The organism is Rhodococcus sp. NBC_00297 (genome assembly GCF_036173065.1).
Taxonomy (GTDB): domain Bacteria; phylum Actinomycetota; class Actinomycetes; order Mycobacteriales; family Mycobacteriaceae; genus Rhodococcoides.
Genome location: NZ_CP108041.1, coordinates 1,691,129 through 1,717,947, shown reverse-complemented (window position 1 = coordinate 1,717,947; position 26,819 = coordinate 1,691,129). Strand labels below are relative to the sequence as shown.

21 protein-coding genes are annotated in these 26,819 nt (G+C 69.3%); 6 read left to right on the top strand and 15 right to left on the bottom strand.

The genetic code is table 11. The annotated features are described in order from the left end of the window. Positions 1 to 122: 122 nt before the first annotated feature. The gene (locus tag OG947_RS08135) at positions 123 to 1,679 is read left to right on the top strand and encodes an Hsp70 family protein (protein ID WP_328813633.1); all 1,557 of its coding nucleotides are present in this window, start codon (positions 123 to 125) and stop codon (positions 1,677 to 1,679) included. A 140-nt stretch (positions 1,680 to 1,819) separates the two neighbouring features. Here OG947_RS08135 and OG947_RS08130 read toward each other — a convergent pair whose 3' ends face one another. Genes OG947_RS08130 through OG947_RS08120 form a run of 3 tightly spaced genes read right to left on the bottom strand, consistent with a single transcriptional unit; the run spans position 1,820 to position 4,211 of the window. Further along, positions 1,820 to 2,356: a YdcF family protein gene (locus OG947_RS08130; protein ID WP_328810703.1), complete on the bottom strand. Its 537-nt coding sequence runs from the start codon at positions 2,354 to 2,356 to the stop codon at positions 1,820 to 1,822. A 5-nt stretch (positions 2,357 to 2,361) separates the two neighbouring features. Beyond that, complete coding sequence (locus tag OG947_RS08125) at positions 2,362 to 3,924, bottom strand: sugar transferase (RefSeq protein WP_222650760.1); 1,563 nt, start codon at positions 3,922 to 3,924, stop codon at positions 2,362 to 2,364. Continuing rightward, on the bottom strand, positions 3,921 to 4,211 hold the full coding sequence (locus OG947_RS08120) for a phosphopantetheine-binding protein (protein ID WP_285187499.1): 291 nt from the start codon (positions 4,209 to 4,211) through the stop codon (positions 3,921 to 3,923). The genes OG947_RS08125 and OG947_RS08120 overlap by 4 nt, the downstream gene beginning before the upstream one ends. 180 nt (positions 4,212 to 4,391) lie before the next feature. Here OG947_RS08120 and OG947_RS08115 point away from each other — a divergent pair, with 180 nt between their 5' ends. Together OG947_RS08115 and OG947_RS08110 are read left to right on the top strand one after the other, a co-directional pair. After that, a complete protein-coding gene (locus OG947_RS08115) occupies positions 4,392 to 5,168 on the top strand; it encodes a GNAT family N-acetyltransferase (RefSeq protein WP_222640710.1) in 777 nt (258 codons plus the stop codon). 231 nt (positions 5,169 to 5,399) lie between these two features. Next, positions 5,400 to 6,659, top strand: a complete 1,260-nt coding sequence (locus tag OG947_RS08110) for a glycosyl hydrolase family 28-related protein (RefSeq protein WP_231476457.1) — start codon at positions 5,400 to 5,402, stop codon at positions 6,657 to 6,659. A gap of 3 nt (positions 6,660 to 6,662) precedes the next feature. Here OG947_RS08110 and OG947_RS08105 read toward each other — a convergent pair whose 3' ends face one another. The 8 genes from OG947_RS08105 to OG947_RS08070 form a co-directional block, all read right to left on the bottom strand. Then, a complete protein-coding gene (locus OG947_RS08105) occupies positions 6,663 to 8,015 on the bottom strand; it encodes a glycosyl hydrolase family 28-related protein (protein ID WP_027506969.1) in 1,353 nt (450 codons plus the stop codon). Then, positions 8,012 to 9,706, bottom strand: a complete 1,695-nt coding sequence (locus OG947_RS08100; RefSeq protein WP_156380614.1) for an alpha/beta fold hydrolase — start codon at positions 9,704 to 9,706, stop codon at positions 8,012 to 8,014. Before OG947_RS08100 ends, OG947_RS08105 begins: the two co-directional genes overlap by 4 nt. A 68-nt stretch (positions 9,707 to 9,774) precedes the next feature. After that, positions 9,775 to 11,742, bottom strand: a complete 1,968-nt coding sequence (locus OG947_RS08095; protein ID WP_328813632.1) for a Wzz/FepE/Etk N-terminal domain-containing protein — start codon at positions 11,740 to 11,742, stop codon at positions 9,775 to 9,777. Further along, positions 11,733 to 13,139: a hypothetical protein gene (locus tag OG947_RS08090; protein WP_051613634.1), complete on the bottom strand. Its 1,407-nt coding sequence runs from the start codon at positions 13,137 to 13,139 to the stop codon at positions 11,733 to 11,735. Before OG947_RS08090 ends, OG947_RS08095 begins: the two co-directional genes overlap by 10 nt. 36 nt (positions 13,140 to 13,175) lie before the next feature. Further along, positions 13,176 to 14,177 carry a CgeB family protein gene (locus OG947_RS08085; protein WP_328813631.1) on the bottom strand — a complete coding sequence of 334 codons (1,002 nt, stop codon included), beginning with the start codon at positions 14,175 to 14,177 and terminating at the stop codon, positions 13,176 to 13,178. Next, positions 14,174 to 15,559, bottom strand: a complete 1,386-nt coding sequence (locus tag OG947_RS08080) for a lipopolysaccharide biosynthesis protein (RefSeq protein ID WP_222640702.1) — start codon at positions 15,557 to 15,559, stop codon at positions 14,174 to 14,176. The genes OG947_RS08085 and OG947_RS08080 overlap by 4 nt, the downstream gene beginning before the upstream one ends. Next, the gene (locus tag OG947_RS08075; protein ID WP_328813629.1) at positions 15,549 to 16,706 is read right to left on the bottom strand and encodes a glycosyltransferase family 4 protein; all 1,158 of its coding nucleotides are present in this window, start codon (positions 16,704 to 16,706) and stop codon (positions 15,549 to 15,551) included. Before OG947_RS08075 ends, OG947_RS08080 begins: the two co-directional genes overlap by 11 nt. Continuing rightward, complete coding sequence (locus tag OG947_RS08070) at positions 16,703 to 17,785, bottom strand: glycosyltransferase family 4 protein (protein WP_027506964.1); 1,083 nt, start codon at positions 17,783 to 17,785, stop codon at positions 16,703 to 16,705. The genes OG947_RS08075 and OG947_RS08070 overlap by 4 nt, the downstream gene beginning before the upstream one ends. Before the next feature lie 472 nt (positions 17,786 to 18,257). Between OG947_RS08070 and OG947_RS08065 the strand changes: the two genes are divergently transcribed. From OG947_RS08065 to OG947_RS08055, 3 genes are all read left to right on the top strand, one after another. Further along, complete coding sequence (locus tag OG947_RS08065; RefSeq protein WP_328813628.1) at positions 18,258 to 19,232, top strand: Hsp70 family protein; 975 nt, start codon at positions 18,258 to 18,260, stop codon at positions 19,230 to 19,232. Between the two features lie 79 nt (positions 19,233 to 19,311). Then, positions 19,312 to 20,316, top strand: coding sequence for a DUF1839 family protein (locus tag OG947_RS08060; RefSeq protein WP_442973103.1), 1,005 nt, complete (start codon positions 19,312 to 19,314; stop codon positions 20,314 to 20,316). Further along, a complete protein-coding gene (locus tag OG947_RS08055; RefSeq protein WP_328813627.1) occupies positions 20,313 to 22,745 on the top strand; it encodes a glycosyl hydrolase 2 galactose-binding domain-containing protein in 2,433 nt (810 codons plus the stop codon). Before OG947_RS08060 ends, OG947_RS08055 begins: the two co-directional genes overlap by 4 nt. A 1-nt stretch (position 22,746) precedes the next feature. Here the strand turns inward: OG947_RS08055 and OG947_RS08050 are convergent, their stop codons facing one another. From OG947_RS08050 to OG947_RS08035, 4 genes are all read right to left on the bottom strand, one after another. Next, entirely contained in the window at positions 22,747 to 23,691 is a 945-nt protein-coding gene (locus OG947_RS08050; protein ID WP_027506960.1) for an amino acid--[acyl-carrier-protein] ligase, read from the bottom strand. Positions 23,692 to 23,693: 2 nt separating this feature from the next. Then, positions 23,694 to 24,890, bottom strand: coding sequence for an acyl-CoA dehydrogenase family protein (locus OG947_RS08045; protein ID WP_027506959.1), 1,197 nt, complete (start codon positions 24,888 to 24,890; stop codon positions 23,694 to 23,696). Between the two features lie 6 nt (positions 24,891 to 24,896). Next, positions 24,897 to 25,151, bottom strand: coding sequence for an acyl carrier protein (locus OG947_RS08040; protein WP_027506958.1), 255 nt, complete (start codon positions 25,149 to 25,151; stop codon positions 24,897 to 24,899). 155 nt (positions 25,152 to 25,306) lie between these two features. Beyond that, a complete protein-coding gene (locus OG947_RS08035; protein WP_056443987.1) occupies positions 25,307 to 26,560 on the bottom strand; it encodes a YibE/F family protein in 1,254 nt (417 codons plus the stop codon). Positions 26,561 to 26,819: the final 259 nt, after the last annotated feature.

The following is a 26,819-nucleotide window of genomic DNA, read 5'->3' as shown; positions in this document are numbered from 1 at the left end:
AGTGGACGCCTACCCCGTTTGTCAGGTCATAACAGCCGATGTGACGGCGATGGCGCGGCCTGGTTACACTCTGTGATCGCACGCGCTCGTCGTGCGGTACATCGGTCCGGACAAGGCGGCTCATGACAGTACTGGGAGTGTCGGTGGGCACCAGTGCCGTGCGCTTGGCCAGGCCCGTTCAGGGGCTGCGCGCGGGCGTCGAGGCCGCCTTCCGTCACCGCGCCATCGACACCACCTTCGACCAGGCCGAGCAGCTCGCGGCCGAGTCCATCGGCGTCATCCTCGCCGACCCCGCCGACCCCGAGTCGATCTCCGCCACCGGCGTCGCCTACCGCGACGACGCGCAGGCCGGCGCCGTCGCCCGGGCCATGGCCCGCCAGCACATCGTCAACTACCGCCTCGTCCCCGAAGTGCATGCCGCCGTGCAGTTCCTGCGGTCCACGGGCGACCTCGACGGGCTCCACGTCGTCGGGTTGTACGACCTGGGCAGCTCGGGTCTCAGCGTCACCGTCGTCGACCTCGACAACGGGCAGGTGCTCGCCTCCGAGCGCAGCTTCGCCGTCAGCGGCAACATGTTCGACGCCACCATCCGCGACAACCAGATCGGCCGCCAGCAGAGCGGCCTGGACGACGTGGACGGACGCGAGTTCGAGCTCCGGTGCCGCGTGGCCAAGGAACAACTCTCCTCGAGCGGCGCCGTGTGCCTGCCGGGTATCGGCGGGCTCATCCTGCTGTCCCGCGAGGCGTTCGAGTCGATGGTCGCCGTCCCCATCGAGCAGTCCGCGCGGCTCACCCGCGATGTCATCACGCGCGCCGGCCGCCCCGTCGAGGCTCTCGTCATGATCGGCGGCGGATCCCGCATCCCCCTGGTCCGGGCGACGCTCGCGGGCTGGGTCGGTCTCCCCACCATCACGCCCGCGGAGCCCGAGCTGGTCGCCGCGAAGGGTGCGGCACTGTCCGCGACTCCCGTGGACGGCCAGTCGAACTCCGGTCCCGTCCCGATGGCCGCCCCTCGTCCCGCTGCTCCCGCTCCGACCGTCGCGGCACCGCTGGTGTCCGCTCCCGTGGTCGCCGGGCCGGTCGAGCCGCGCACGCCGGACGCACCGGCGCCGGAGAAGGCGCTCAGCGCACCGTCCGCGGAGACCATGGCCTACAGCGACGTGGAGAGCCGTGAGCACTCCGCGCGCGACATCGACCATGCGGCTCGCGACTCGGAGCATCGCCCCGACGTGGCGGATCCGCGCGCGGCGGAGACTCCCTCGTGGCTCTCCGGGTCCGGTTCCGCAGCGCCGGAACAGCGTTCGTCACGCCCACGGCTGCCGCTCATCGCGGCCGTCGGTCTCGCGGTGATCGCTGCCGTCGGGCTCGCGCTCGGGTACGGCGCGACGCCGTCGCAGTCCACCGCCGACGTCACCCCGGCCGATCAGGCGGGAACGTCGAGTTCGGACGCACCGTCCACGACGACGGCGACCACCACACGGACCACCACCACGGTGCCGCCGACCACCACCACCGTTCCCCCGGTCGCTCCGGCTCCGGTGGAGGCGCCCGCTCCGGCCGTCGAGGTTCCCGACGTGGCGCCTGCTCCCGCGCCTGCTCCGCCGACCATCCCGGGTCTCCCCGGTGTGCAGCTGCCGCCCGGCATCCAGATCCCACCGGGTCTGATTCCCGGGTTCTGATCCTTCCGGTGGCAGCGAAAGTCGTTGTCCTGCTGTGAACGTCGTCGAACACGAGCGCCGTAGCCCCCGACGGCATCGCATCGCAGCGATGCCGCACTACGGCGTTCGTGTTCGTCGCGTGTCCGGGCCTCAGGCCACGGTCACGAGCACTCGCTGTCGAGTGCAGCCTTGATGTAGCCGGCAGTCTGATAGATGTAGCTGCCGATCCACTCTCCGATCCCCTCCTGAGTGGGGTTGGGAGACATGGTGACCTCGCCGTCGAAGCACTGCTGGACGATGTAGCGCGACCGAGACAGGTGCGGCGTGTAGGTGACCACGATGATGTGTTTCCAGTTCTCCGCGGCGGCGCGGCGCTCGATCTCCTCCGCCTCGCCCTTCGTGGAGTACGGATCCGGGAGGAAGCACGACACCGTCACGGTGTAGGTGCCGTTGCAGATCTGCTGCATGCGCACGTCGTCCGGGCCCACCGAGTTGGAGAGCACCACTTCGGGTGCGTACCCCTGCTCGGCGATGTCGATGCCGTAGTGGAAGCGCCCGTAGGGCTTTCCCCCGAGCACCACGACGGCGTCGGCCGGTCGGAGTGGGTCTGTCTGAGGGTGGACGTACACGGGCCATCCCGCGGCCACGATGGCCACGAGCAGCACCGAGAACGCCACCAGAAGGCGGCGAAAGGTCACGAGTCTCAGCCACCGGTCCGCCGCAGTACGGACAGGACCGTACGGAGCAGGATCTTGACGTCGAGCCAGAGACTCCAGTTCTCGATGTAGAAGTTGTCGTAGAGCGCACGGTCCTTGAGTGAGGTGTCGCCTCGGAGTCCGTGCACCGCAGCCCATCCCGTGAGCCCGCCGGGCACGCGGTGACGCGCGGAGTAGCCCGGGATCTCGGTGGTGAACTTGTCGACGAAGTGCGGTCGCTCGGGGCGCGGGCCCACCAGGTCCATGTCGCCCACCATGATGTTCCACAGCTGAGGCAACTCGTCCAGGGAGGTCTTGCGCAGGAAGCGGCCCAGTCGCCCGACGCGGTCGTCCTGGGAGATGTTCCACGTCGTGTCCGACTCGGTGCGCGACGCGGGTTTCATCGACCGGAACTTGAGGCAGGCGAACAGCTGACCGTTGCCGGTGACGCGCAACTGCTTGAACAGCACGGGCGCGCTCGGATCGGAGAACCGCACGGCTGCCGCGATGGCGAGCAGGAGCGGGGACAGTACGAAGAGAGCCATACCCGCAAGGATGCTGCTCAGGACGCGCTTGATGCGCCAGGCGAGCGACCGGTGCGCGTCGCGTCGGATACGCACCAGCGGGATGGCGTGCAGTCGGTCCATCTCACCGGTGACGCTCACGAACTCGAACAGACGAGGCACCACGAAGATCTCGCAGTCCATCCGGTCGCACTCGCGCAGCAGTGTCAGCAGAGCCGACTCCCGCATCGCCGAGAACGCGATGACGATGGTGTCGATCTGGTGCAGGTCGATGTAGGTCCGCAGCTGGTTCGCCAGCGGCTCGACGGGGATGTGGCTGGCCACGCTCGCCGGCATCGGTGAATCGTCCAGCAGGGCGTGCGGCTCGAGACCGTGCTCCGGGTAGGACTGCATGCTCTCGACGAGCTGAGTGGCCACGAGCCCGCTGCCGATCACGACGGTGCGGCGCTGGAAGCGCGGCCGACGCCGCAGCCGACGGGCGACGAAGTAGGACGCCTCGCGCCCCGCCATGGTGGCCGCCAGGACGGACAGGGAGATGAGGGCGGCCGTGAGCAGGGTGGTGGACGGCGCCACGATGACGATGGCGCTCATGGAGACCAGCAGCACGATGGCGGCCATCAGCGGCAGATCGTCCAGCATCGACAGCGTGAGACGCTGACGACGGCGCTGCGGCAGCACCGCGAAGACGACGATCAGCACGGTCACGATCACCGGGTGGCCGTCGAACGGCGCGAGCGCGATCGCGAGGGAGACGAACATCGACTCGAGGACGATGCCGAGCACCGCGCTCAGGTGCAGAGCCGGCCAGCGCGACAGACGGCTGCGCGGATCCGGGATGTTGGGACGGAGCGGGATGGGCGGGGTGACCTCGGTGGCCGTCGCCTCCTGCGCTGCCTGTGCGTACTGCACGGCCTCGGCATGGCGGGCGAAGCGGGGGAGCAGGTTCTCCGGCTCCAGATCGGGTGAGTCCGCCCCGCGGCGCTTGTCGCCTCGGTGGTTGTCGCCACGGAGATCGATCGGCGAGGTGTCGGGGTGCGAGGTGGTCATCGGCTCGCCTCCGGCTGGACGGCGGCGGAGGTGTCGGACACATGGTCCAGCGCGTCACGGATGGCGGCGATCGTGGAGAACGTGGAACGACGCAGAAGGTGATCGGGGAACTCGACCTGGGCCGATTCCTCCAGATCCACGAGCACGGCCACGCTGGCGTGCGAACTCAGGCCGGCGTCGAACAGGTTCTCGTCGTCGCCCAGCGTCCACGGGTCGACGGGTAGTCGACCGGCTCGGTGCAGCGAGCTACGGACGATGGTGTCCCGGGTTGGTGACGGGTGCGTCACGAGGGTTTACTCCTTGCCTACGGTTCAGACAGACAGTCACGCTCATATCGCGCCCCGCGGCGAATGCATCGTCGACTTACATGGAAGAACTCGACCGCGTCGGCTCTTGTGGACGCCACAACAATCTACGAGAAGTGTATATGAGAAGTTTCCGTACCGCAGGAAGGTTTTGGTGAAGGCGTGAGTGAGATGCCGATCGGACGGTCGTCGGAGCGCGAGATGGAGGCGCTCCGGCAGTCGTTCGGACAGACGACGCGCTCCTGGGCGGACCACACGTTCGAGTCGACCGACTCCGGCTGGGTGGCGTTCAGCGGGTTGGCCCGGCCCGACTACAACCTCGCCCTGGTTCACGGCGGAGACGCCGCTGAACAGGTCGGACGAGTGATCGACTCGGTGACCGCGCTCCGCCGACCGGCTCTGGTGATGCTGGCCGGCGCCGGCCTCTCGGGGGCGCAGACCCTGGCCGACGCCGGCTGGGTGAGCCTGCAGGCCATGCCGTTCATGCACCGGTCCGCCGGTGGGTCGCAGCCGGTCGACGGGGTGCGCGAGATCACAGAAGCAGACCTGCCCGCCTGTCAGGAGGTCGCGTCGCTCGCGTTCGGGGTGGGACCCGAGCTGGCCGCCGCCGTCTACACCGCGGAGACGCTTCGCCGTCCCGACGCCATGGCGTTCGGCCTGTTCGTCGACGACGAGCTCGTCTCCTGCCTGCTGTCGTGCCGCGCCGGCGACACCGTCACGGGGTGGGCGCTGGCCACCCACCCCGACCATCGCCGTGCCGGACACGCGGCGCGCCTCATCGCGGGCGGCAAGCACGTCGAGACCGGACTGCACGGGCCGTCGCAGGATCTGTGCCTCGCCTCCCCGGCCGGAGTGCCGCTCTACGCGTCGCTGGGCTTTCACACGACGGAGTACTGGCAGGTGTGGTCGCGGCCTCGGTGGGTGCTCGGCGCCGCGTGACGGGCGACACACTTTCCTGCCTTTGTCTTGGTGGGCGGGCGCGAAACACGATGCCCATCAGTGAACGGCTTTCGATGTGGAAGCCGCGGTCGGTCTTTTTCACACCGCCGTGTATCGCGGGTCTCCCGCGGCGGCGCGTCGCGTCGTGAATGCGCATTTCTTTGCTTGTGTATGGGCAGGCGCCGAGCGGGGGCAGGAGGTGCGCCGACCACGATGGTGAAGGGGTAAACCATGAACGACAGAGGTCCTTCGGGTTCGCGGCTCGACCGTCGCGCACTGCTCATGGGGGGACTGGCCGCTGGAGTGGGCACCACGCTCGCGGCGAGCAGCATCCTCGCGCAGGCCGACGACCCCGTGGCCGTGACCCTCGCGGCGGGCGAGACCGACCCTGGCGCCCTGCTCGGGTGGGTCAACGTCAAGGCCGCCCCGTACAACGCGAAGGGTGACAACGCCGCCGACGACACCGCCGCCGTCGCCGCCGCGTATACCGCAGCGCAGCAACAGAACCGGCCGCTGTACTTCCCGCCCGGCATGTTCCGGGTGCGTTCGCTCCCACAGTTCGCCAACTACGCCACCGTGTTCGGAGCCGGCGCCGATCTGACGACGATCGTGCACACCAGCTCGGGCACGCTGCTCACCCTCAAGGGCCGTCAGCGCGTCGCACTGAAGAACCTGGGCATCTTCTCGCTGGATCCCTCGTCGCTGGCCGTGCTTCTCGACGCCTGCTTCCGCTGCTCGTTCGACTCGGTGGTCTTCCGCGGTAACCACACCCCGCAGAGCTACCCCCGTTTCCTGCCGCAGAAAGGCGTGTCGCTGATCAACAACACCGGCGGAACGTCGTTCGTGAATTGCGACTTCAACAATTACGGAACGGCGATGTCGACGACGGCCATTCAGTCGTACATCGCCAACTGCAAGTTCGCGACCAACTGGATCGGGCTGCTGGGAACGGGCAACAATTTCGCGTCGGGAATGTCGATCGTCAACACCGAGTTCGTCTCCGACATCAATGCGAACACCACCACGTCGCATCTCGTCGTGGACGGCCGGGCCAACGACTGGTGGCTCACCAACGTGTGGTTCGAGGGAGCGGCGACGGCCCTCACCATCGGTAAGGCGGGCACGGGCGGACCGTCGCAGTTCGGCATGGTCAACTGCAAGGTCGCCGCTCGCGGGATCTGCCTCGATCTGCAGCACTGCCGCCAGCCGTACCTCGCCAACGTGGCGTTCGACGCCGACCAACAGTCGAATCCCCAGCTCATCAGGGTGAACGCGCAGTATGTCGCGGAGGGGACCGCGATCAACCTCATCACCAGCCAGGGTGCCGACTTCCCCGGCAACACCTTCCCTGGTGGCTGGTCGGTGCTCGGCCGCGGCAAGCTCTTCTCCGCCGGCGGCGGACCCGTCGTCAAGTCGCCGGACGGCAAGAGTTGGCGGCTGTCGATCAGCAACACCGGTGTGGTGAGCGGGCAGAACCTCGGGGTGCTGTAGCGGTCAGCGCGGCCGATCGGTGCCGAGGGACTCGGTACTCAGGGTTCCGTCCGTCCCCACCACCAGACGCCAGTACGCGTTGGACTCGTCTTTGAGCACCACGCCCGCCTCGCGGCGGTCGGACAACCAGGTGCCGTCGGACAGGACGGCGGCGGTCACGGCATCGCCGCTGTCCCGCGCCTGCAGCAGGTCGACGTCGTCCTGCACGGTGCGTGTGACCACGGTGCTGGTGAAGGTGGGCCCCGACATGGTGCCGCGACCGATCACGGTCCACGCATCGGGGAAGACCGCGCCGTTCACGTCGTCGTTGACGCCCGAGATCAGGTTCACCGCGGTGCCCGTCGGGACGTGCTCCGCGTCGATGACCAGCTCGGCGGGCCGGCTGTTCGGGTCCGGATCGAAGATGATGTTGGCAAGGTAGGGCTGCCGGCAGTACAGCAGCTCGACACACGTGGTGCGCGCCGAGATCTTGCAGTTGACCATGCCGAACTGGGACGGCCCGCCGGTCTCGCGCGTGCCGATGCTCAGGGCCACCTCGGACCCCTCGAACCAGACGTTGGTGAACCACCAGTCGTTCGCGGGACCGTCGACGCGGACGTGCCGATCCGTCGTGTCCGGGTCGTTGTCCGACACGAACTCGACGTTGGTGAACGCCATGCCGGCGTTGAAGTCGCCACCGGTGCCGAGCACCCCGACGCGGTTGCTCGTGAACTTCGAGGCCGTCACGTAGTTCTGGATGCACTCCGACGTCAGGCCGATGCCGTAGTTGTTGATGTCGCAGTTGGTGAACGTGGTGCCGCCCGTGTTGTCGGTCAGCAGCACTCCGCGCTGGTTCTCGTACTGAGGGAACGTGGACGACGAGTGGTTGCCGCGGATGGTCACGGAGTCGAACGAGCAGCGGAAACACGCGGACAGTGAGAAGCACGTCGACGTGGCGCCGGTGGTGAAGAACCCCATCCGGCGGAAGTTGACGCGCTGGCGTCCCCGCAGGTCGATCAGAGTGCCGTTCTGTTCGTACAGGACGGTGGTGACATCGGCGCCGTCGCCGTACACGGTGGCGTAGTCGGCCATCGCCGGCCACGCCGTCACCCGGTAGGTGCCGCCGGGCAGATAGACCGCAGAGGCCTGGGTGATGCCCTCGAACGCCCGCGCGATCGCCTCGGTGTCGTCGGTGGTGCCGTCGCCCGTCGCCCCGAAGTCACGCACGTTGCGCGCAGCCGGGGTGTCCGTGACGTTCGGCGACTGGAACTGCACCGACTCGGCGTCGTCGCGCGAACACGCGACCGCGAGCGGAACGGTGGCGGCGACGAGGGTGCCGGTGAGCAGCCGTCGCCGGCCGAAGGAACTCGCGGTCACGCGGTGACCTGCTGTCTCTGCGGTTCGATGGTCCGGGCGAGCACCGAGGAGATGATCGTGCGGCGCATGTCGGCGTGGTACGCCGAGTGGTCACCGACGGGCGCGCTGACGATCAACGGCACGGTGCCGCTGCGGCGCTGGATGCGCGTGAGGCCCTCGGGCCCACGCTGATCGACGAACCAGCGGTGATCGGCCGGAGCCAGGATCACGGTGGCGTCGACGTCGTTGTCCGCCAGCGAACGCAGGATGACCTCGGGAACCTGGGTCACGCCGCGCACACCGAGCAGCCGCCACGCCCGGTACGGCAGGTGCGTCTGCAGTGCGTTCTTGATGCGCGCCCGGGGCGTCTTCTGCCACGCCGGATCCGACCGCGGGATCCCCAGATCGGCAGGATCGATCTCGCCCTGCGTCGACTTCTTGCGCTTCCAGCTCCACGCGATGGCGTTCACCATGACGGCGCCGCCGGCCCCGATCTCCGTGGCGGCGTGGGCCGCGTTCCACGACCCGGAGCAGATGCCCGTGAGCACCACGCGACGCGGATCCGCATGCGCCGCACGGGCGGCCGCGACCACGTCGTCGGCGCTCTCCGCCGAGTAGATCGGAGTGTGCTCGTCGGCACGCACCACCTCCGATTCACCGGTTCCGCGTCGGTCGAAGCGCAGCGCGGACGCACCGGAGCGCGCCGCCTCGCGAGCGAGCTCGACCCACAGCCGCGCCGGTCCGGTGCGCGTGTCGTTCGCCGTGGCGCAGAAGACCAGAGTGGGTGCGGAGTCCGGTGTCCCGACCGGAGTGGATCGGATGCCGAACAGGCCGTGCGCACCGATGCTCTCGATGTGCTCGGTGAAGGTCGACCCGTCGCTCGCCTGGTGCGTGACGCTGGTGGTCGGGGTGAACTCGACCGCGCAGTCGCGGGCGGAGTCGTGTGCGCCGTCGAGGATGTCGACGACCGCGCGGATCGCCGTGTTCGGCAGCGGCACCAGGAAGCTCTCGGGCGTGACGAACTCGGTCATCGTGCCGACGTGCCGCACCGTCGCGCCCGACCGCTCGATCGCCTTGTCGAGCCGAGGCGAGGAGTACCCGTCACGCAGCGCGAAGATCCACTGCGACACGGCGGGTGACGCCGCGGTGAGTTCGAGGGCGGACAGCGCTGCCGCGGCCTCGGTGGACAGCGAGTGCCCGATGGTGTGCAGATCGGTGTCGTCGGTGTCGGTTCCGACGGTGTCGGTGCCCACACCGAGCCGGTACAGCGCCTGCTGCTCGCGCAGGTACGCGCGGCCGCGCGGCACCGGATCCCACAGGACGACCGTGTGCAGCGGGCCGACCGCGTCGGCGGCGCGATCGAGAAGCAGGGCACCGGCGCGCAGGCCGACGGCGGAGACCGTCGTGCAGCCGAGCGAGCGCACCAGGCTCACCGCGTCCCCGATGCTCGCGAGCCACCCGTCCATCGCCGCAGCGTCGTTCTGGTCGCCGCCCGAGTCGCCCACACCGAGGTAGTCGAACCGCAGCACGGCGAAGCCTGCCGCGGCCAACTCCTGCGCGAGCAGCTTGAGTCCGCGGTAGGTGTCGACGTGCTCCTTGCCCATCGACGGGCACAGCACGATGCCCGCGCGCGCGTGGTCGCCTTCGGGAAGGTGAACCACGCCGAACAGGCGACGGCCGTCCGATCCGAACCAGGTCGGTGTTGTCGACATGGGTGCTCGGTCCTCTCGGGAGTGCGAGCCGATCGGGCTCGGGGTGCGGGTGGAGTGAAGGGTCTGCGTCACTTGGTGACCCGGAAGGTGCGGCGGCCGGTCTGCGTCCGAGGGCGGACGGGCCGCGAGGTGGTGGGCTCCGCGGGACGGGTCGCCTTCGTGACCGTCGTGTCCTGCGCAACCTTGTCCGCCTTGTCGGACGCGGCCGGCGTGGTCGTGTCGGCCTTGGTGATCGAGACCGGCTCGGGCGTCGCGCTGGTGTCGGCGTCGTCCGTCTCGGACTCGTCGGTGTCGACGTCCTCGACGTCCGCGGTGATGGTGTCGCTCGCCTCGGACTCGGTCGAGCCCTTGTCCGCGACACCATCTTCTGCGTCGTCCTGCGGAACCTTCATCGGCTCCGCCGTCACCGCGTGGAAGCGGTCGGTCTCGGCGTCCGCCGGCGACTGGACCACGTCGTAACGCTCCTCCTGGCGGGGCTCGGGACGGGCGGCGCGCTCGGCACGAGGTGCCGGCTGGACGGTGTCCCAGCGATCCTGGTGATCGTCCCGGTAGCCGTCGGTGCGGTAGCCGTCACTGCGGTAGTCGTCGTTCCGGTACTCGGACTCGTGGACCGGCGACGGCGCGCGGTAGGACTGCGGTGCGGTCGGACGCGCAGCGGTGGTGGTCCGGGTGGTGGTCGGCACGTCGCGCACCTCGGCCACGGGAGCAGCCTTCGGCGACGTCGCGGGCACGACGTCGTCCTTCGCGGCGGAGGACTTCAGCAGCGACAGCGGCCAGCGGCGAGCCGAGACGTGCGGCACCAGAACGGTTCCGGCCACGGCGACCCCGATGCTGTCGAGCTCGGTCAGCAGTGCGCGGAGCTGCGCGGCGGTGGTGGTGCCGTTCTCGACGGCCACGACGACGTGGTCGACGTGCACGGCGATGGCGAGTGCATCGGTCGCGTCCGCCACCGAGGTCGCGTCGATCACCACGTAGTCACGATCGGCCTTCAGGCTCTGCACGATGGTGCCGAAGCGCGGGGAGGCCAGGAACAGGGTGGTCCGATCGTCACCCACGCCCATGGGCAGGATGCTCAGACCCTCGACCTGGCTCGGCCGCGTGAGATCGGTGGCCGACCGCTTGGGCGAGCGTGCGAGATCGGCGAGCCCGCCGGCGTTCTGCATGCGAGACGACACTCCGGTGCCGTCGGTGCAGGCGTCGACCACGAGAGTCGGGCGGCCCAGTCCGCTGAGCGCACGCGCCAGGGCGAGGACGGTGTCCGACCCGCCGGCGGGGGAGACGCCGACGACCGCGATGGAGTGCGGGGTCGTCCGGCCGACCGAGGCGTCGAGGCGCAGTGCGGCGCGCCGTGCGTCCGCGGTGCGCGTGGCCGCCTTGACGTCACCGAGGAACGTGGTGGGAGCGACCGCGGCGACCTGGCCGGTGGTGCGGATGCGCTTGTCGAGCCTGTCACGCAGGTACGCCGCAGCGCAGCCGAGCAGCATGCCGGCGACGGCGCCCATGAGCAGGGTGCGCATCGGTGCGGGCCCGCCCACGGCGGCCGGGGTGGTCGCCGGGTCGACGACGGTCACCTTCGCCGCGGGAGCCGCGCCGATCTCCGTGGTCTCGATCTCGTTGACCAGATCACGGAACTCGGTGACCACCGCGTCGTTGATCGCCCGCGCACCGTCCGGCGTCGTGTCCGACACCGAGATGCCGATGAGCACGGTGGCCGGCGCGAAGGACGTGGTGACCGTCGACGCGAGAGCCGCCGGCGTGGTGTCGAGCTGCAGATCGGAGATGACACCCGACATGACGCGCTCACTGGTCACCAGGTTCACGTAGGACGTGACACGCTGCTGCGCCGCCATGTTGCCCTGGTAGGCGTCCGACACCGAGGTGCCGGTCGCCATCGAGACGTAGAGACGGCTCGAGGAGGTGTAGGAGTAGCTCAGCGTCGACGTGTACGCCGCCGCTGCCACCGTTCCCAACACGACGAAGGCCAGGATGGTCATCCACCGGCGTCGTGCGATGTTCACGTAATCGATCAAACCCATGATGCAGATCCTTTGCTCGAAGAGCGGTCGAGTGTGGAGATGTCGTCGGGAACGTGCGTGGTCGGAGGGGGTGTCTCCGCGCACTGTCGGGAGTACTCGCCGACGAGAAGCGTCACGATCCACACGAGAATTGCCAATTGGAGTGATTTGCCGATGGACTCGGTCGTCCCGAGGATCCCGCGCTCGAACAGCACGGGATACTCGATGAGCGTCAGCCCGAGCACCACGAAGAGGAAGTTCCTCGCGAGGAGCCATCGAACGGCGACCAGCACCATGACGAAGGTGAAGGTCATGGTGACGGCCACGCCGGCGTACCCGCCGAACACGAAGCCCTCACTGATGTTTCCCTCGGCCAGGGAGACGGACACGTTGCGCATGTCCACCGACGACCCACGGACCTGGTTGGCCCACGCGGTGCCGGACTGGAACTTCTCCGATCCGAGGAGCTGGGACGGGATGAAGTTGAGGAGCGCGTTCTTCACCACGTCGCCGTGCGAGATCCATTCCCGGCCCTGCATGTAGTACGCGTCCGTCGCGGCCTCGAGGAGGTCGAAGCGGCGCAGGATCGGCAGGAACGGTTGCACGACAGGGGGATAGCTGGCCTCGGCGGCCGCCGAGATCGCACGGGCCTCGGGGTCCACCTTCAGCGACTGCAGGATGCCGAACGCGCCGATGGCGCCCGCCGAGATACCGAGCACGCCGAGGATGGTCCCGCGCGTCCACCCGATGAGGGCGAAGCGCACGGCGACGGCGAGAGCCGCACCGAGCACGGGGGTCTTGGACTCCACGATCACGGTCCACACGAGCTCCATGCCCATCAGGCCGAGCAGCAGAACCGCGGTCTGCCACAGCTTCTCCGGTCGCGCGAAGACGATGAGGCCGAGGGCGCCCACCGTCGCCATCGTGGCGGCGAAGTCGAGGAGCGGGTTGGAACTGCTGACCTCACCGGCGGATCCGGTGTTGCCCGTCGCGAAGGACACGAAGCGTCCGCCGAGACCCAGCACGTAGATGGTGCCGAGGCTGCGGAAGAAGTACGGATCCGCGACGGCCGCTCCGATGGTGGTCCGCTCCTGCGGTCCCCGGCGCCACCGACGGAACAGCACGTATCCGACGACGAGAGCCACGTAGAACCACAGACCGAACACGACGGGCTTCAGCACCTCGGCGATGCCGATGTCGTAGCCGATGTTCGCCAGTCGCGGGTCCGCCAGGCTGTCCGCGAACTGCGGCTGCGGGAGCGTCCACAGCAGGACGAGGGGACGCGCCACGTAGCTCAGCGACCAGTAGGCGGACTGCGCCAGCAGGAACACCTTGGCGACACCCGGCACGAACATCGCGGACACGACGAGGGCGACGATGGCCGCAGTGGTGAGCGCGACGGCGGTGTAGGCGGTCACGGCGCGACCCCCGTCGGGCGGCGCAGGGCGACGATGTCACAACGCATCGGTCATCTCCCGTGCTCGGTCCACGTACGCGTGGTGATCACCGACGATCCGCAGCCGGCCGCGCTCCGCCATCTCTCTGGCTGCATCAGGTTCGGTGCGGCACCACGCCAGGATGTCATCGAGTTCGCCCGAACTGGAGAAAAGACGGCAATCCCGTCCGTCCTCCAGCAGCGCCATGTGCTCGTCCGTGCGCTCACCGACGAACAGACCGCCGGCCGCGGGCACCTCGAACGTGCGGCACGTGTGGGTGTCGCGGTTGTCCGAGTTCAGCAGGACGAGGTTGGCCAGCACGGCCGACACCGCCACCGAGAACCCCTCGCCGTACACGGCGCCGCCGATGTGAGCCGACGTCGTCCGCAGCGCGGACACCCGTCGCCATCCCGGACCCTGGACCGTCATCGCCGAGCCGTGCGTGCGGGCCAGCTCCACCATCGAGTCGCGGCGGTCCGGTCGGCAGGCACCGATGAAGCCGACGAGGTACTCGGCCGGATCACGACGGGCGGTCGGACGGTGCCAGGCCGGGTCGTACGCGCTGTGGACGAAGAGCGTCGACTTCGCGCCGCGCGACTCCAGCTCGGGCACGTTGTGCCGCTTGGTGGTGACGACGAGGTCCCAGTCGGCCTCGCGGCGCAGGTACTCCGGCGTGGTGTTGTACGGGTTGGACACGTCGTCCGGGCTGTAGTGCACGTGCAGACCCGCCGGCAGAGCCAGCAGTCGGTCCTGGTCGAGATGCACGGTGCGGAACGCGAACAGCATGTCGGGGCGGAACTGCGCTGCCGCCGCCTCGATGCGACGGTGCAGCGCCTCGAGCACCCAGGGGGCGCGGCCGCGGCCGAGCTTGCTGTACACCCACGGCGGGGACAGCCGGGTCGGCAGCGCGACCGGAGTGGTGTCGACGACGAGCACGGTGTGGCCGGCCTCGCGGAACCCGTCGGCCATGGACCGGGCGTTGCTGCCGATCCAGTCGTCTCCGAGGAACAGGATCTTCATCGACTTGCCTCCCGGAAGCGGCGAACGGCGAGGGGAACGGTGGGGGCATCGGAGGCGACCACGGCCATCGGCACGGTGGGTGCCTCCGATTCCGCGTGCAGCGCATCGTCGTTGCGGCGATGCAGCATGCGCACTCGGAACAGGTACCAGGCCGCGACTGCGACCTCGCAGGTGAGCGTGCCGTAGACCAGCGCCCACACGGACTCGGTGGACAGCGCGGTGGCCAGCGCTCCCGCGGCGAAGACGGTGCCGACGACGGCGCCGATCAGCACTCCCTTGGTGTCCTGGCGGACCGGCAGGATCGCGGTGGTGACGAACGAGGTGATGGCGGTGAAGGGCAGGATGAACACCTGCACGCGCATGATGTCCACCGCGGACGAGAACTGATCGCCGAACACCAGCGAGATCAGCAGCGGCGCGCTCACCCACAGCACGACGGTGGCCACGACGGCCACACCCACGCACGCGGTCAGTCCCCGCAGTGCGTTCTGCCAGAAGTGGTCCTCCCGGCCGCGGGCCAGCCGCGGCAGAAGGCCGTAGCCGATGGCGTCGAGCAGCGACTGGAACGCGCGGATCAGCCGGTCGCTGGCGGAGAAGATGCCGAGCGACGCCGCGGACAGCGCCACGGAGTAGAAGGTCGCGGCGCCTTGGCCGTAGCTGGTGATGAGCAGCCGCGAGGTCAGGACGGGCACGCCCATGCGGACCATCGCGGTGACGTCCTTCGGCTTGCTCGGCGGGCCGAACTCGCGGATGGTGAGCCGCCAGGTCAGGGCCACGGACACCACCGACGACGCCAGCAGGCACAGCATCGCGACCGCGGCGCTGGGGAACATCGGCAGCAGCGTCACCAGCAGCACGAGGTACAGGATGCGGCCGATGCCCTGGTAGACCACGCCGATACCGAAGCGGGCCTGGGCCACGAGCACCCAGTCGTCGCCGAACGACGCGAAGCCGCCGGCGAAGAGGCCGAGCAGGATCATGTGCAGGTGCACGTGCGCACCCACGGTGAGGCTGGCCAGCAGCCCGGTGCCCATCACGGCGAGCACCGTGGCGCGCAGTGCGAGGTAGTTGCCGCGCAGCTGATTGAGGTTCTCGTCGTTCGCCATCGCCGCGAGAAACGTGGTGATGCCGAAGTCGACCAGCAGCGAGCCGATGAAGTACGCCGACATCGCGATCGCGAGCAGACCCAGCCCCTCGGTGCCGAGGATGCGGGCCGTGAGCGGCAGCGTGACGATCGTGACCAGGTACTGGCCGTACTTGCCGAAGCTGACGAAGGCGATGTCGCGTACCGCCGACAGCTTGTGCAGCGATCCACGGCGGTGCTTCGGGGGCTCGGTGGTGGGGCCGCCGCGCGACCCCCCACGAGTGAGTTCACCGACCATGACGCACGCTCACGGTGTTCAGGACGTCCTCGAGGAAGCTCTCGACGGTGCGGGCCGATTCCTCGATGTCGAAGTGCGCGGCACGGGCCGGCGCGGCGGCGGACAGGCGCGTCCGCAGGTCACGGTCGGCAACGACGCGATCGAGCATGGCGGTGAGGCCCGCGCGGTCGCCGGAGTCGACGAGCATGCCGTTGACACCGTGCTCGACGATCTCCGCGGGTCCGCCGGGCCGCGACGCGACCACGGCGCAGCCGGCGAGCATGCCCTCGACCACGACCTGACCGAACGGTTCCGCCGTCAGGGTGCAGTGGACCAGCACGTCGGACATCCGCATGTAGTCCCGCGGATCGTCGACGTGGCCGGTGAAGGTGACGGGCAGCTCGAGCTCGGCAGCCATGGCCTCGAGCTCTGCGCGGTACGGCTCCTCGCCGAAGAACGTGCCGCCGACGAGGAAGACGTGCGCCGGCCGGGTGGTCATCGCCGCGACCGCCTCGAGGAAGAGGACGTGTCCCTTCCACGGGGTGAGGCGGGCGACCAGACACAGCACCGTGTCCGCGGGAGCGGACTGCTCGGGGCGGGCACCCACCGGGCGGTCCGCCGACCCGTCGACACCGGGGTAGGCGACCACGGCAGGCCGACGCCAGGTGGGCAGCGAGGCCAGCGTGGACGTGCTGTTGGCGATGAAGCCGCGGCACGCGGTCCACCCCAGAACGTGGAGGACGGCGGTGAACAGCGTGCCGAAGTACTCGCGGGAGATGCGGTCGTGGGAGTGCCACACCAGGGGCACGCCCGCTCGCCGTGCGGCGATGGTCCCCATGAGCAACGCCTTGGACGACTCGGCGACGACCACGTCGGCACCCGACTCGCGAACGACGGCGCCCACGGCCCACCCCAGCCGGAGCAGGCCGGTGACTCCGCCGATCATGCGGCGGACGGACATGCCCTCGATGGTCACGGAGCGGCTGTCGAACGCGCCGTCCACGACGACGGTGTCGATGCCGTCGGCCCGGAGCTTGTCCACCATCGGACCCGTCTCGGTGAAGACGACGGTGACCTCGGTCTTGTCCATGGCGCGCACCAGGCGGTGCAGCGCGATCTCGGCGCCGGACGGCGCCGCGGTGTGGGCGAGGAACAGTGCGCGGGTCATCGATGGACCAACTCTCGGTACACGTCGACGTGGCGGCGGGCCGAGGACTCCCACGAGAACGACTCGGCATGGGCGCGGCACGCGGCGGCACTCGGCACGTCGCCGCTCAGCGCGGTGGAGAGGCGGTGGGCGAGTGCGTCGACGTCGCCGGCGGGCACCACGAGGGAGGGATCGAGGCCCGCGACGGCGTCGGGCAGGCCGCCGCAGTCGGTCACGACGGGGGCGCGTCCGCTGGCGCAGGACTCGAGGGCGATGAGCCCGAAGCCTTCGAGGCTCAGGGTCGGGACCACGGAGACGGTGGCCTCGGCGTAGAGCGCTGCGAGGCGCTCGTCGCTGGTCCGGCCGGTGAAGACGATGGAGTCGCCGGCGGTGGACTCGGCGGCCTGGCTGCGCAGTGCCGCCTCCTCGGTGCCGGTCCCGACGACGACGAGCTGCGCGTCCGGGTGGTCCGCCACGACGGCGGGCCAGGCCGCGACGAGCCGGTCGATGCCCATGCGGCGCTCGAGTCGGCGCACGCAGAGGACGGTGGGGCGAGCGTTGCTCGGTGCCGGGGTGACGGCGAAACGGTCCAGGTCGACACCCGGCGGGATGATCGTGATCGCGGCCGGATCGACGGCGTAGTCCTCGGTGAGGATGCGGGCGGAGTGCCCCGACAGCACGATGAACCGGCGCACGTCGAGGAAGCGCAGACGCTCGACCCAGTACTTGGCGCGCACGACCAGATCGCTCTCGCCGGACATGGCGCTCTCGGCGGCCCAGGGTCCGTGGAAGTGCGCCACCGACGGGTGCGCACCGCGCAGGCCGACGGTGGGGCGTCCGAAGAGGCTGAAGTGGCGGTCGATCACCGTGTTCCTCGGCAGACCGCGATCGGCGGAGAGGGCCGACCAGACGCGCGAGAGCGTGGAACCCGTCGAGGGTCCCCACGAGGACGTGCCGTGGTGGCCGTCGCTCAGATCGGAGTCGCCGAACGCGGACGCGGAGGCGCTGACGCCGTCGAGAGCGGAGAGCGCGACGTAGAGATCGGTGAAGTAGCGGTTGAGGCCACCCGGCGAGTCGGCGAACCACTCGGCGCCGGTCATGTGTACCTGCACCGTGGCCGTGCGGTCACGAGTAGCGGGTGCGGGGATCATCGGGGTCGACAGCCTTTCGTCTCGGTCCGGTGCTCGTCGATGCGTCCACGGCGCCGGGTTTGTGACTCCGAACCAAACTTCTGGATCGGAGCGTCCGGTGCGCCGCGTCTGCATCGGCGAAGCTCGGCCGTGCGCGTCGGCCCCGCTCGACACGCTGCTCGGTGAGGGATTTCTGCGATCGATGTGCCACTGACAGTCGCCCTGGGGCCCTACCTGGCAGTAAGGTGTGCCCGGTCGCATCCACGACCGGTATCGATCTCGCAGTTCCCTATTTCATCGTTTAACATACCGGAAGATTCTTTTGGGCGCCATACAGCAGGAGCTGTCCGGTTCCTGCGCTCGAAGCGGGTGCGACGTGAACAGGGCTGTGACAAGTGACAACGCAGGGGAATCACCATCCACCGAGAGGAAGCGCCGACGGATGTCCGACACCGAAGCTGTGACGTCGGTCCCTCGGGACGTGGTCGATTCGGGCGTTCTGTCCGGTCTCACCACGGTGTTGCTCTACGACCTGGGCCGTGGCGGCGCGACGGCGAGCCTCGTGGACGTCGACGAGATGGCGGTCCTGGGCTCCGTCGACTCCTCGGTGGCCGGCGGGGATGTCTTCGATCACATCGTGCTCGATCACATCGTCGACCGCGGCATTCTGGAGCGCCCCGCCGAGGGCGCGGACGACACGGACGTCATCGTCTTCTGCCGCCGCGTGAAGGAGTCGCTGTCCTCCGCGACCGTCGCGCGCACCCCCGGCGGCGGCACCACACTGATCACGCGTCAGGAGTTCGAGACCGCGGTTCGCCCTCTGCTCGACCTCTCGCTCGACACCGCGGCGTCGCTTCTCGGCGAGCGCGACCTCGACGCGGTGATCCTCGTCGGGGGCGGTTCGCCCATCCCGATCCTGTCGATCGCTGCCGCGGAACGCTTCGGCGTTCCGGTCCTCACCGCGCTGGACCCGCGCGCGACGCGTGTGTCGGTACCGGCGCCCGAGCCCTCGTCCACGGATCGGACCGTCGCCTTCGCGGCCGCCCCCGCCGAGCCGGAACGCGAGCCCGACGCGTCGGCGCCCGCGGACGTCGTCGACGTGGGCGGGGAACCGGTGCCCGATCCGAAGCGCAGCAGGGTCCCCGTCGCCCTCGTCCTCGCCTTCTCGTGCGCCGTCATGGCGGGCGCCGCGGCGTGGGCCTTCACCTCGATGCCCGAGCCGATGGACCCCGCCACGGTCAGCACCCCGTCCGTGGCACCCACCAGCGCGGTGGCGCCAGTCGGGTCGCGTGGAGTCCCGCCGCCCGTCACCACCACCGCCGACCCGTTCGCCGACGAGACCGACGGGGACTTCGGCGGTGGCGGGGACTTCGGTGGCGGGGACTTCGGTGGTGGCGGGGACTTCGGGGGGTTCTGATCACCTCTCTCGCGGCTACTGTCGTGCGTGATGTGAACGCGTGGGCCGACACCTCGTGTCGACGACCAATGGAGGAGCAGTGACGGTGAATCTCTCGGCGACGCCGGTGGGCGGGTCCCCGTTGCCCGCGGACCTCGATCCCGCAACGTACCGATCGCACTCGCTGCACTCGTCGGAGCGCACGTGGTCCGAGACCAACTGCTACGTCGACCTGTGGATCGAACTGCTGCACGCGATGGGCGCCGATCCGACACCCGCACTGGCGTTCGCCCTCAGCGCGGGGTTCGACGGCCGGCAGTGGGACTTCGTGAAGTTCCAGCCCGAGGATCTCCGCCTCCTCTACGGGGTGGACGTCTCCGAGATGAACATCTGGAAGCCGTTCGGAGAGCACCTGATCGAGAACATGCACGACGGTGTGCTGAGCACGGTCGAGATCGACGCCTTCTACCTCCCCGACACCGACGGCACCAGCTACGGCCGGGAGCACACCAAGACGACGATCGTGCCGACGGCCATCGATGCCGACGCGCGCCGGCTCGACTACTTCCACAACGCCGGTCTGTTCCGCCTCGAGGGTGACGACTTCGACGGCGCACTCGCTCGGTCGCTCGCTCCCGGAACGGTGGCGCTGCCGCCCTACGTCGAACGGGTCGTCGTCGACCGTGACGCTCTGGCCGCCGGTCCGGAGACCGACGATCACGACCTGCAGGTGGTGCGTGCTCACCTCGAGCGCGCCGATGCGGGCAACCCGGTGGAGCGCCTCGGAGAGCGGGTCGTCGAGGACGTCGCGCTGATCCAGCAGGCGGGCCCGGACTTCTTCCACCTGTGGTCGTTCGGCACCCTCCGTCAGTGCGGCTCCACCGCCGAACTCGCGGCCGACCTGGCCGAGTACCTCGAACGCCGCGGAGTCGAGGGTGCGGCTGCTGCCGCCGAGCCCTTCCGGGAGGTGGCGTCCGGCGCCAAATCCGTGCAGTTCCGGATGGCGCGAGCCGCTCGGGGACGCGACGTCGACGTGCGTGACTCGATGGCCGGCATGGCAGCGGCCTGGCAGCGCGGTATAGACGCAGTGCGTTCGGCACTGTGACCGCGCCGCTCGATCTGCTGGCCGACGCACACTGGACGCTTCTGTCGACCGATGCCGGTGCCGTCGAGAGCCCCGATGGTCTCCCGGACACCGATACTGCTGTGCCCGCACGGGTTCCGGGTACCGTCGCCGGCGCGCTGGCCGCGGCGGGGCTGCCGATCGAGGACCTCGACGGGCGCGACTGGTGGTTCCGCACCGAGGTGTCGGTGCCGGACGGGACGGAGTCGATACGGCTGCATCTCGAGGGCATCGCCACCCTCACGGAGGTCTGGGTCGACGGGACGCTGACGACCACCAGCACGTCGATGTTCGTTCCCGTCACCGTCGAGGCCCTCGTCGCCGGCACCGTCTCGATCGCGCTGTGCTGCCGTTCGCTCGACGCGGCACTGGCGAAGCGCCGCCCGCGCGGCCGGTGGCGATCGTCCATGATCTCGTCGCAGGGCCTGCGGTGGGTCCGCACCTCGATGCTCGGCCGCGCCCCCGTGTTCACCGGCGCCCCGGCTCCTGTCGGACCCTGGCGCGCCGTGCGCTGTGTCGCCGTGGACGTCCCTGCCGTGGACGTCCCTGCCGTGACGGTGCGCGGGCTGGTGCGGGACGGACGCTGCGTCCTGCAGGTCGACGGCGCGGCCACGACCGGCGCTGCTGTGCGGATCGAGCTGGGCGACAGCGTGTTCGAGCTCTCGGCCGATGCCGACGGACGAGTGACGGACGAGATCGACGCGGGTGAGCGGGCCCTGTGCTGGCCGCACACGCACGGTGATCCGACCCTCCACGACGTCACCGTGACCGTCGACGGTCACGTCGTGCACTTCCGAGTGGGGTTCCGCTCGAGCGCACTGCGCGACACGACGCTGCTCGTGAACGAGGTGCCCGTCTTCTGCCGCGGCGGATGCTGGGTCCCGCTCGACCCGATCACGCTGCAGAACGATCTCGACCACCTGCGGGACACCCTGACCTCGTATGTCGAGGCCGGGCTGAACATGGTGCGACTCACGGGCACGATGGTCTACGAGTCGGCCGAGTTCCACACGCTCTGTTCGGAACTGGGCATCATGGTGTGGCAGGACGTCATGCTGGCGACCATCGATCCACCGGACGATCCCGCCGTCGAGTCCGCCGTCGTCGACGAGGTCCGGGCGATGCTCGCGACCGCCGGTGGGCCCTCCCTCGTGGTGGTGAGCGGCGGTAGCGAGACGTACCAGCAGCCGACGATGCTCGGGCTCGCCTCGGACGAGTCACGGATACCACTGCTGGACAGCATCCTTCCAGACGTGGTGCACGCCTTCTCCGGTGTCGCGTACGTCCCGTCCACCCCGTCGGGCGGCGACCTCGCCACCCACGTGGGCTCCGGCTTCGCGCACTACTTCGGCATCGGCGGCTACCTGCGACCTCTCTCGGACGTGCGGTACGCCCGGGTGGCATTCGCGACGGAGTGCCTGGCGTTCTCCGTGCCCCCGGAGCGGCGCGTCGTCGACTCCGTGTTCGGCTCGGCACATCCGGCGGGCCACGATCCGCGCTGGAAGGCCACGGTTCCGCGTGATCGGGGAGCGTCGTGGGACTTCGAGGACGTGCGAGACCACTACGTGCGCACCCTCTTCGACGTGGAGCCGTCCGCGGTGCGCCGCGACGATCCGGAGCGCTACCTCGACCTGGGTCGCGCGGCCGTCTGTGAGGCGGTGACGCAGTCGTTCGGGTTCTGGAGGCAGGTGGACTCGGGTTGCGGGGGAGCGCTGGTGCTGACTCTGCGCGACCTCGAGCCAGGCGCGGGATGGGGATTCACCGACAGCACCGGCATCGCCAAGGCGCCCTGGTACGCGGTGGCGCGGGCCAGCGCACCGATCACCGTCCTCGTGACGGACGAGGGGATGGACGGGCTTCGTCTCGACGTGATCAACGACGGCGCGGATCCCGTCGCCGGAACACTCACCGTGCGGGCGCATCAGCGCACGGGAGCCGTTGCTGCCGAGGGTGTTCGGCAGCTCGCTCTCGATGCACACTCGTCGTGGACCGGTACCGCGGACGGTGTAGTCGGCAGGTTCACCGACATGACGCACGCTCACCGATTCGGGTCGCGCACCAACGACGCGGTGAGTGTCGTGCTGGCCGCCCCGGACGGCACCGTGCTCGCCGAGGCAGTGCATCTGGTGGAGAACGGGCTGCTCCCGCTGCAGAACTCGGTGGGTCTCACCGCGTCGGCGGCCCCGGAGGGCGACGGCCGGTGGACCCTCACCGTCGCGTGCACGGATGCCGCGCAGTACGTGTGCGTGGACGTGGACGGCTACCGGGCGTCCGACTCGTGGTTCCACCTCGCCCCCGGAACGGGCCGCGCCCTGACTCTGCTGCCACGCTCGGGTTCGACCACGCCGCGAGGGCATGTCCGAGCGGTGAACAGCACAGCCAGGGCGACGGTGACGGTTCTCGAGAGGTAGATCAGCTCAGGCGGAGCGACGCCGGCCACTGTGAGGTGTCGAGGCCGTGAGTACGCACCATCGCGAGGGCGATGCGCTCCATACCGAAACCGACACAGGCACTGTGGGCCTCGTTGCCGTCCGCGGTGCGGATGTCGAAGGTCTGGCCGAAGTGGTCGCGGTGGCAATTGCACGACACCACCGCGGTGCCCTCGTCCAGGTCGCCGTAGAGGCGGACCACGAGCTCGGTCTTGAGGTTCTCGTTGCGCTGGTTCGCGGCCAGCATGCGTCCCGCGCGACCGAAGAACGGGTCGTTGGCGATGACGGGGGAGGCGTCGAGCCCGAGGTCGGCCAGCACCGTCATGCCGCGCTCGATCCACGACTCGCGGTGTTCGACGGCCTGGTCGGGGGTGCCGACCTGGACGAACTCGTGCATCCGGAACGCCTGCATGCGAGCAGGATCCACGGCGGGCTCGTGGCGGAAGCAGTACCCGTAGACGTCGAGCATGGTGCCGCCGTCGGGAAGCTGACCGGTGAGCATGGAGTAGGACGGGTGGCACGCGGCCGACACCAGCATGGTGCCGGCGGACTCGAGCCAGTGGTCCCAGTCCTTGCCCTCGGACCGTGCCGCGAGCAGCTCGGCGTGGGCCTTGTTGTCACCGGAGAAAGTGGTGATGGCACCGGTGAGGTTGGGGAACGAGGCGATGTAGTCGGTCTTCTCGAACGCGTCGCGCGGGAACACCGGCGGGAACCGGAAGCGGCGCAGCGCATCTCCGTGTGCGGCAGCGCCTGCGGCCTTCACCTTGGAGTCGATGAGATCGATGATGTCCTCGAACTCGCCCGAGCGGCCGTAGAGACCGTCGAGGGAACTGGGGACGAGGAGACCGGCACCGACGAGCTGATCGCGGAAATCGGCGCGGGCGAGATCGAGATCGGAGACCACGTCGCGGTCGAGTGTGGAGGTCATGGTCAGATCCCCTTGTAGACGAGCGAGAGCTGCGCGTTGTGGTTGAGGATGCGCTCGTTGCTCACCATGATCGCGGAACCGTGCGAGTCGCGGAGGTGGCGGCTCATGCGGAGCTCACTGTCCTCGCGGTAGCCGGCAATGCCGCAGATGAGCAGCGCGCGGGCGACGATGTCGATGAGCAGATCGGACGCCGTGACCTTGACGTTGTTGATCTGCAGCGCGAAACCGATGGCGCTGAGCGCAGCCGGATCGTCGGCGATGGAGTCGAACTTCGCGGCGGCCGTGAACACGGTGTCGGACAGCTGCTGATGGACCACGAGCAGCTCGGCGAGGCGCGCGGCGGACGGCGGCGTGACACCGGGCGTCTTGCGGGCCAGCTTCTGCACGGACTTGCGAGCCTTGCGCACCGCGGCGTCGGCGATGCCCAACCAGGCGCCACCCCAGAGGACGTGTGCCGAGGGCAGCATCGTCTGGGCCGAGATGTCGCTGTACGTGGCGGGAACGACCCACTCCGCCGAACCCGATGCGCGGAGCATGAAGCCGGGGCTGCACGTACCGCGGAAGCCCATGGTGTCCCACGTGCCGGTCTTCTGCAGCGTGACGTCCTCGCGCTGACACGCGACGAGCACCTGATCGCTGGGCGCTGCGTCGGGGGACCGACGGGCCGTGGCCAGGATGACGTCGGCGTACTCGCCGTACGAGATGACGGGGGCGTTCTTGGTGAGCGTGTAGCGGTCGCCGTCGTACTCCACCGCGCACCCGCTGGTGCGGACGTCGCCACCGATGTTGATCTCGGTGGTGGCGGAGGCCACGAGGGGCTGCTCCACGACCATGTTCGCCAGGAACTCCCGGATGACCGGGGACTCCATGCCGTGGCGGGTCAGCGACAACACCTGCGTGTGGTGCATCGCGTAGATCATCGCGGTGGACGCGCACTCGCCACCGAGAGCGCGGCCCACGGTCGCGAGTTCGGTGAGTGTGAGTCCGGCGCCCCCCAGCGACGTCGGAACCGACGCGGAGAGCAGGCCCGCGGACTTGAGCGCCTGCACCGACTCCGTGGGGAAGCGAGCCTCACGGTCGACGAGCTCGGCGTTGCTGCGCACCACGGCGAGCACGTCCTCGAGCGGGATCTGCGCCAGGCCTGCGGGCGCGTCCGGATCGATGGGGGGAAGGGCGGAGGGAGCCTCGAGTGTGGTCATCTCAGATCACGCCAGCTCTGCGACGGCGTCGGCGATGGCCGAGACGCTCGCGAACGTGGCCTTCTGCAACAGGCGATCCGGGAACTCGACATCGAACTCGTCCTCGAGGCCGATCATCACATTGACGCTCGCGTGCGACGTCAGACCTGCGTCGTACAGATCGGCGTCGTTGGCGACTGCGTCGATGGCGACCGGGAGCTTTCCGTACTTGTCGAGTACCCGGCGGATACGGTCGACGTCCTCTGCGGCCAGAGTGTTCATTGTGTGTCCTCACATAGTCGTCGTGCTCTGCGAAGTTGCGTCAAACAAACGCGCAGGTTCCCGAACCCACTGAAACAATACAGGAGAATGTTTTGTAGTGCCAGTGCATACCTCGTGGCCGAACTCTGTGAAGTTTCCCGATGCGCGGTCGAGCGTCAGCGCGCGGAGTGCCGACCGCTCACGGGGGCGCGTCCGCGGGGCGGCCGGGCGAGCATCACGGCGATCGCGGTGGTGAGCGGAACGGAGAGCGCGAGCGCCGTGCCGCCCACGCACGAGCGGACGATCTCGATGGCCACCGCGTCTCCGGTCAGGACGTTGCCGAACGAGCGGCCGGCGACACTGAAGAGCAGCAACAGCGGCAGCGCACCACCCGCGTAGGCCAGGACGAGCGTGTAGACGGTGCTGGCGATGTGGTCCCGCCCGACGCGCATCGCGGACGTGAAGATCGACCGCCGGGTGGCGTCGGGATCGAGTGCCGCGAGCTCGAACGCTGCCGACGCCTGGGTGATCGTCACGTCGTTCAGTACGCCGAGCGATCCGATGATGAACCCGGCGAGCAGCAACCCGGTGATGCTGACGTGGTCGAGATAGGCCTGCACGTCGGTGTTCTGTTCCTCCGACAGACCGGTCACCCGGGTCAGCCTGATGGCCGCTTCGGACAGTCCCGCGGCGACGCCCATCGACACCACGGTGCCGAGCAACGCCGAACTGGTCCGCAGATTGGGCCCGTGCGCCAGATACAGTACGCCGTAGAGGATGACGGTGCCGCCGACCAGGGCGACGAGGATGGCGGACCGGCCGTCGAGGATCGCGGGGAGCACGAAGCCCACCAGCACTCCGAGCGCGAGACCGAGTCCGAGCAGGGCGCGCAGCCCGCGCCACCGCGCGACCACGCAGATGACGACGGCGAAGACCGCGACCACCAGCAGCAGCGGCGTGGTGCGGGAGTAGTCGTCGAACCCGTAGATCGCGGTCCCGCTGTCGTCGGTGCCGCGGACGAGGCGGATCTCCTCGCCGACGCGCAGATCGGGGGTGCCCGGCCCGGGCGTCACCTCGAGCAGGGTGCGGGTGCCCTCGTTCACGCCGGTGTCGATCGAGACGATGCTCCGGTTGCACTCGAAGCCCGAGACGGTGGGCGGAGTGGGGGCGCCGCTGAAGACGCGACCGTTGGACGAACTGCCACACGGACCGATGTCCTGCGACACCACGGTGCCGTACTCGGTGGCCACGACGCCGCCGGCCGCGCTCTGGAACGGCGCGGGGACCTCGACGGTGCGATCGCTGGGCCACAGCAGCACCACGCCCACGATCGCGGCGATGCCGACGACGGCGAGGATGCCGAGCACCAGTCTCGCGGCGATCTTCCCGATGGGGGCGGGACCGGAGCTGTGTCCGTGGCCGTGTGTCACGACGCCAACACTAACGGTGGCGCGGTCAAGGATTTGGGGGCGCGAGCGACGCGGGACGAAAGCGGGTGGCGGGGAAGCAGGGGGGGTGTCCCCCGCCACCGACCGAGCGGCCCACCGGGGGGGTGGGGGGCCGTTCGGCGCTTTCGGAACCCCGAAGGGCTCATGTACGAACATACCCGCGAACGCACGGTTCGATCATCACGGGGTTGAAAAATGTGCCCGAGACGTTGTGTTGTGTCACACAGCGCGGTGTATGGCA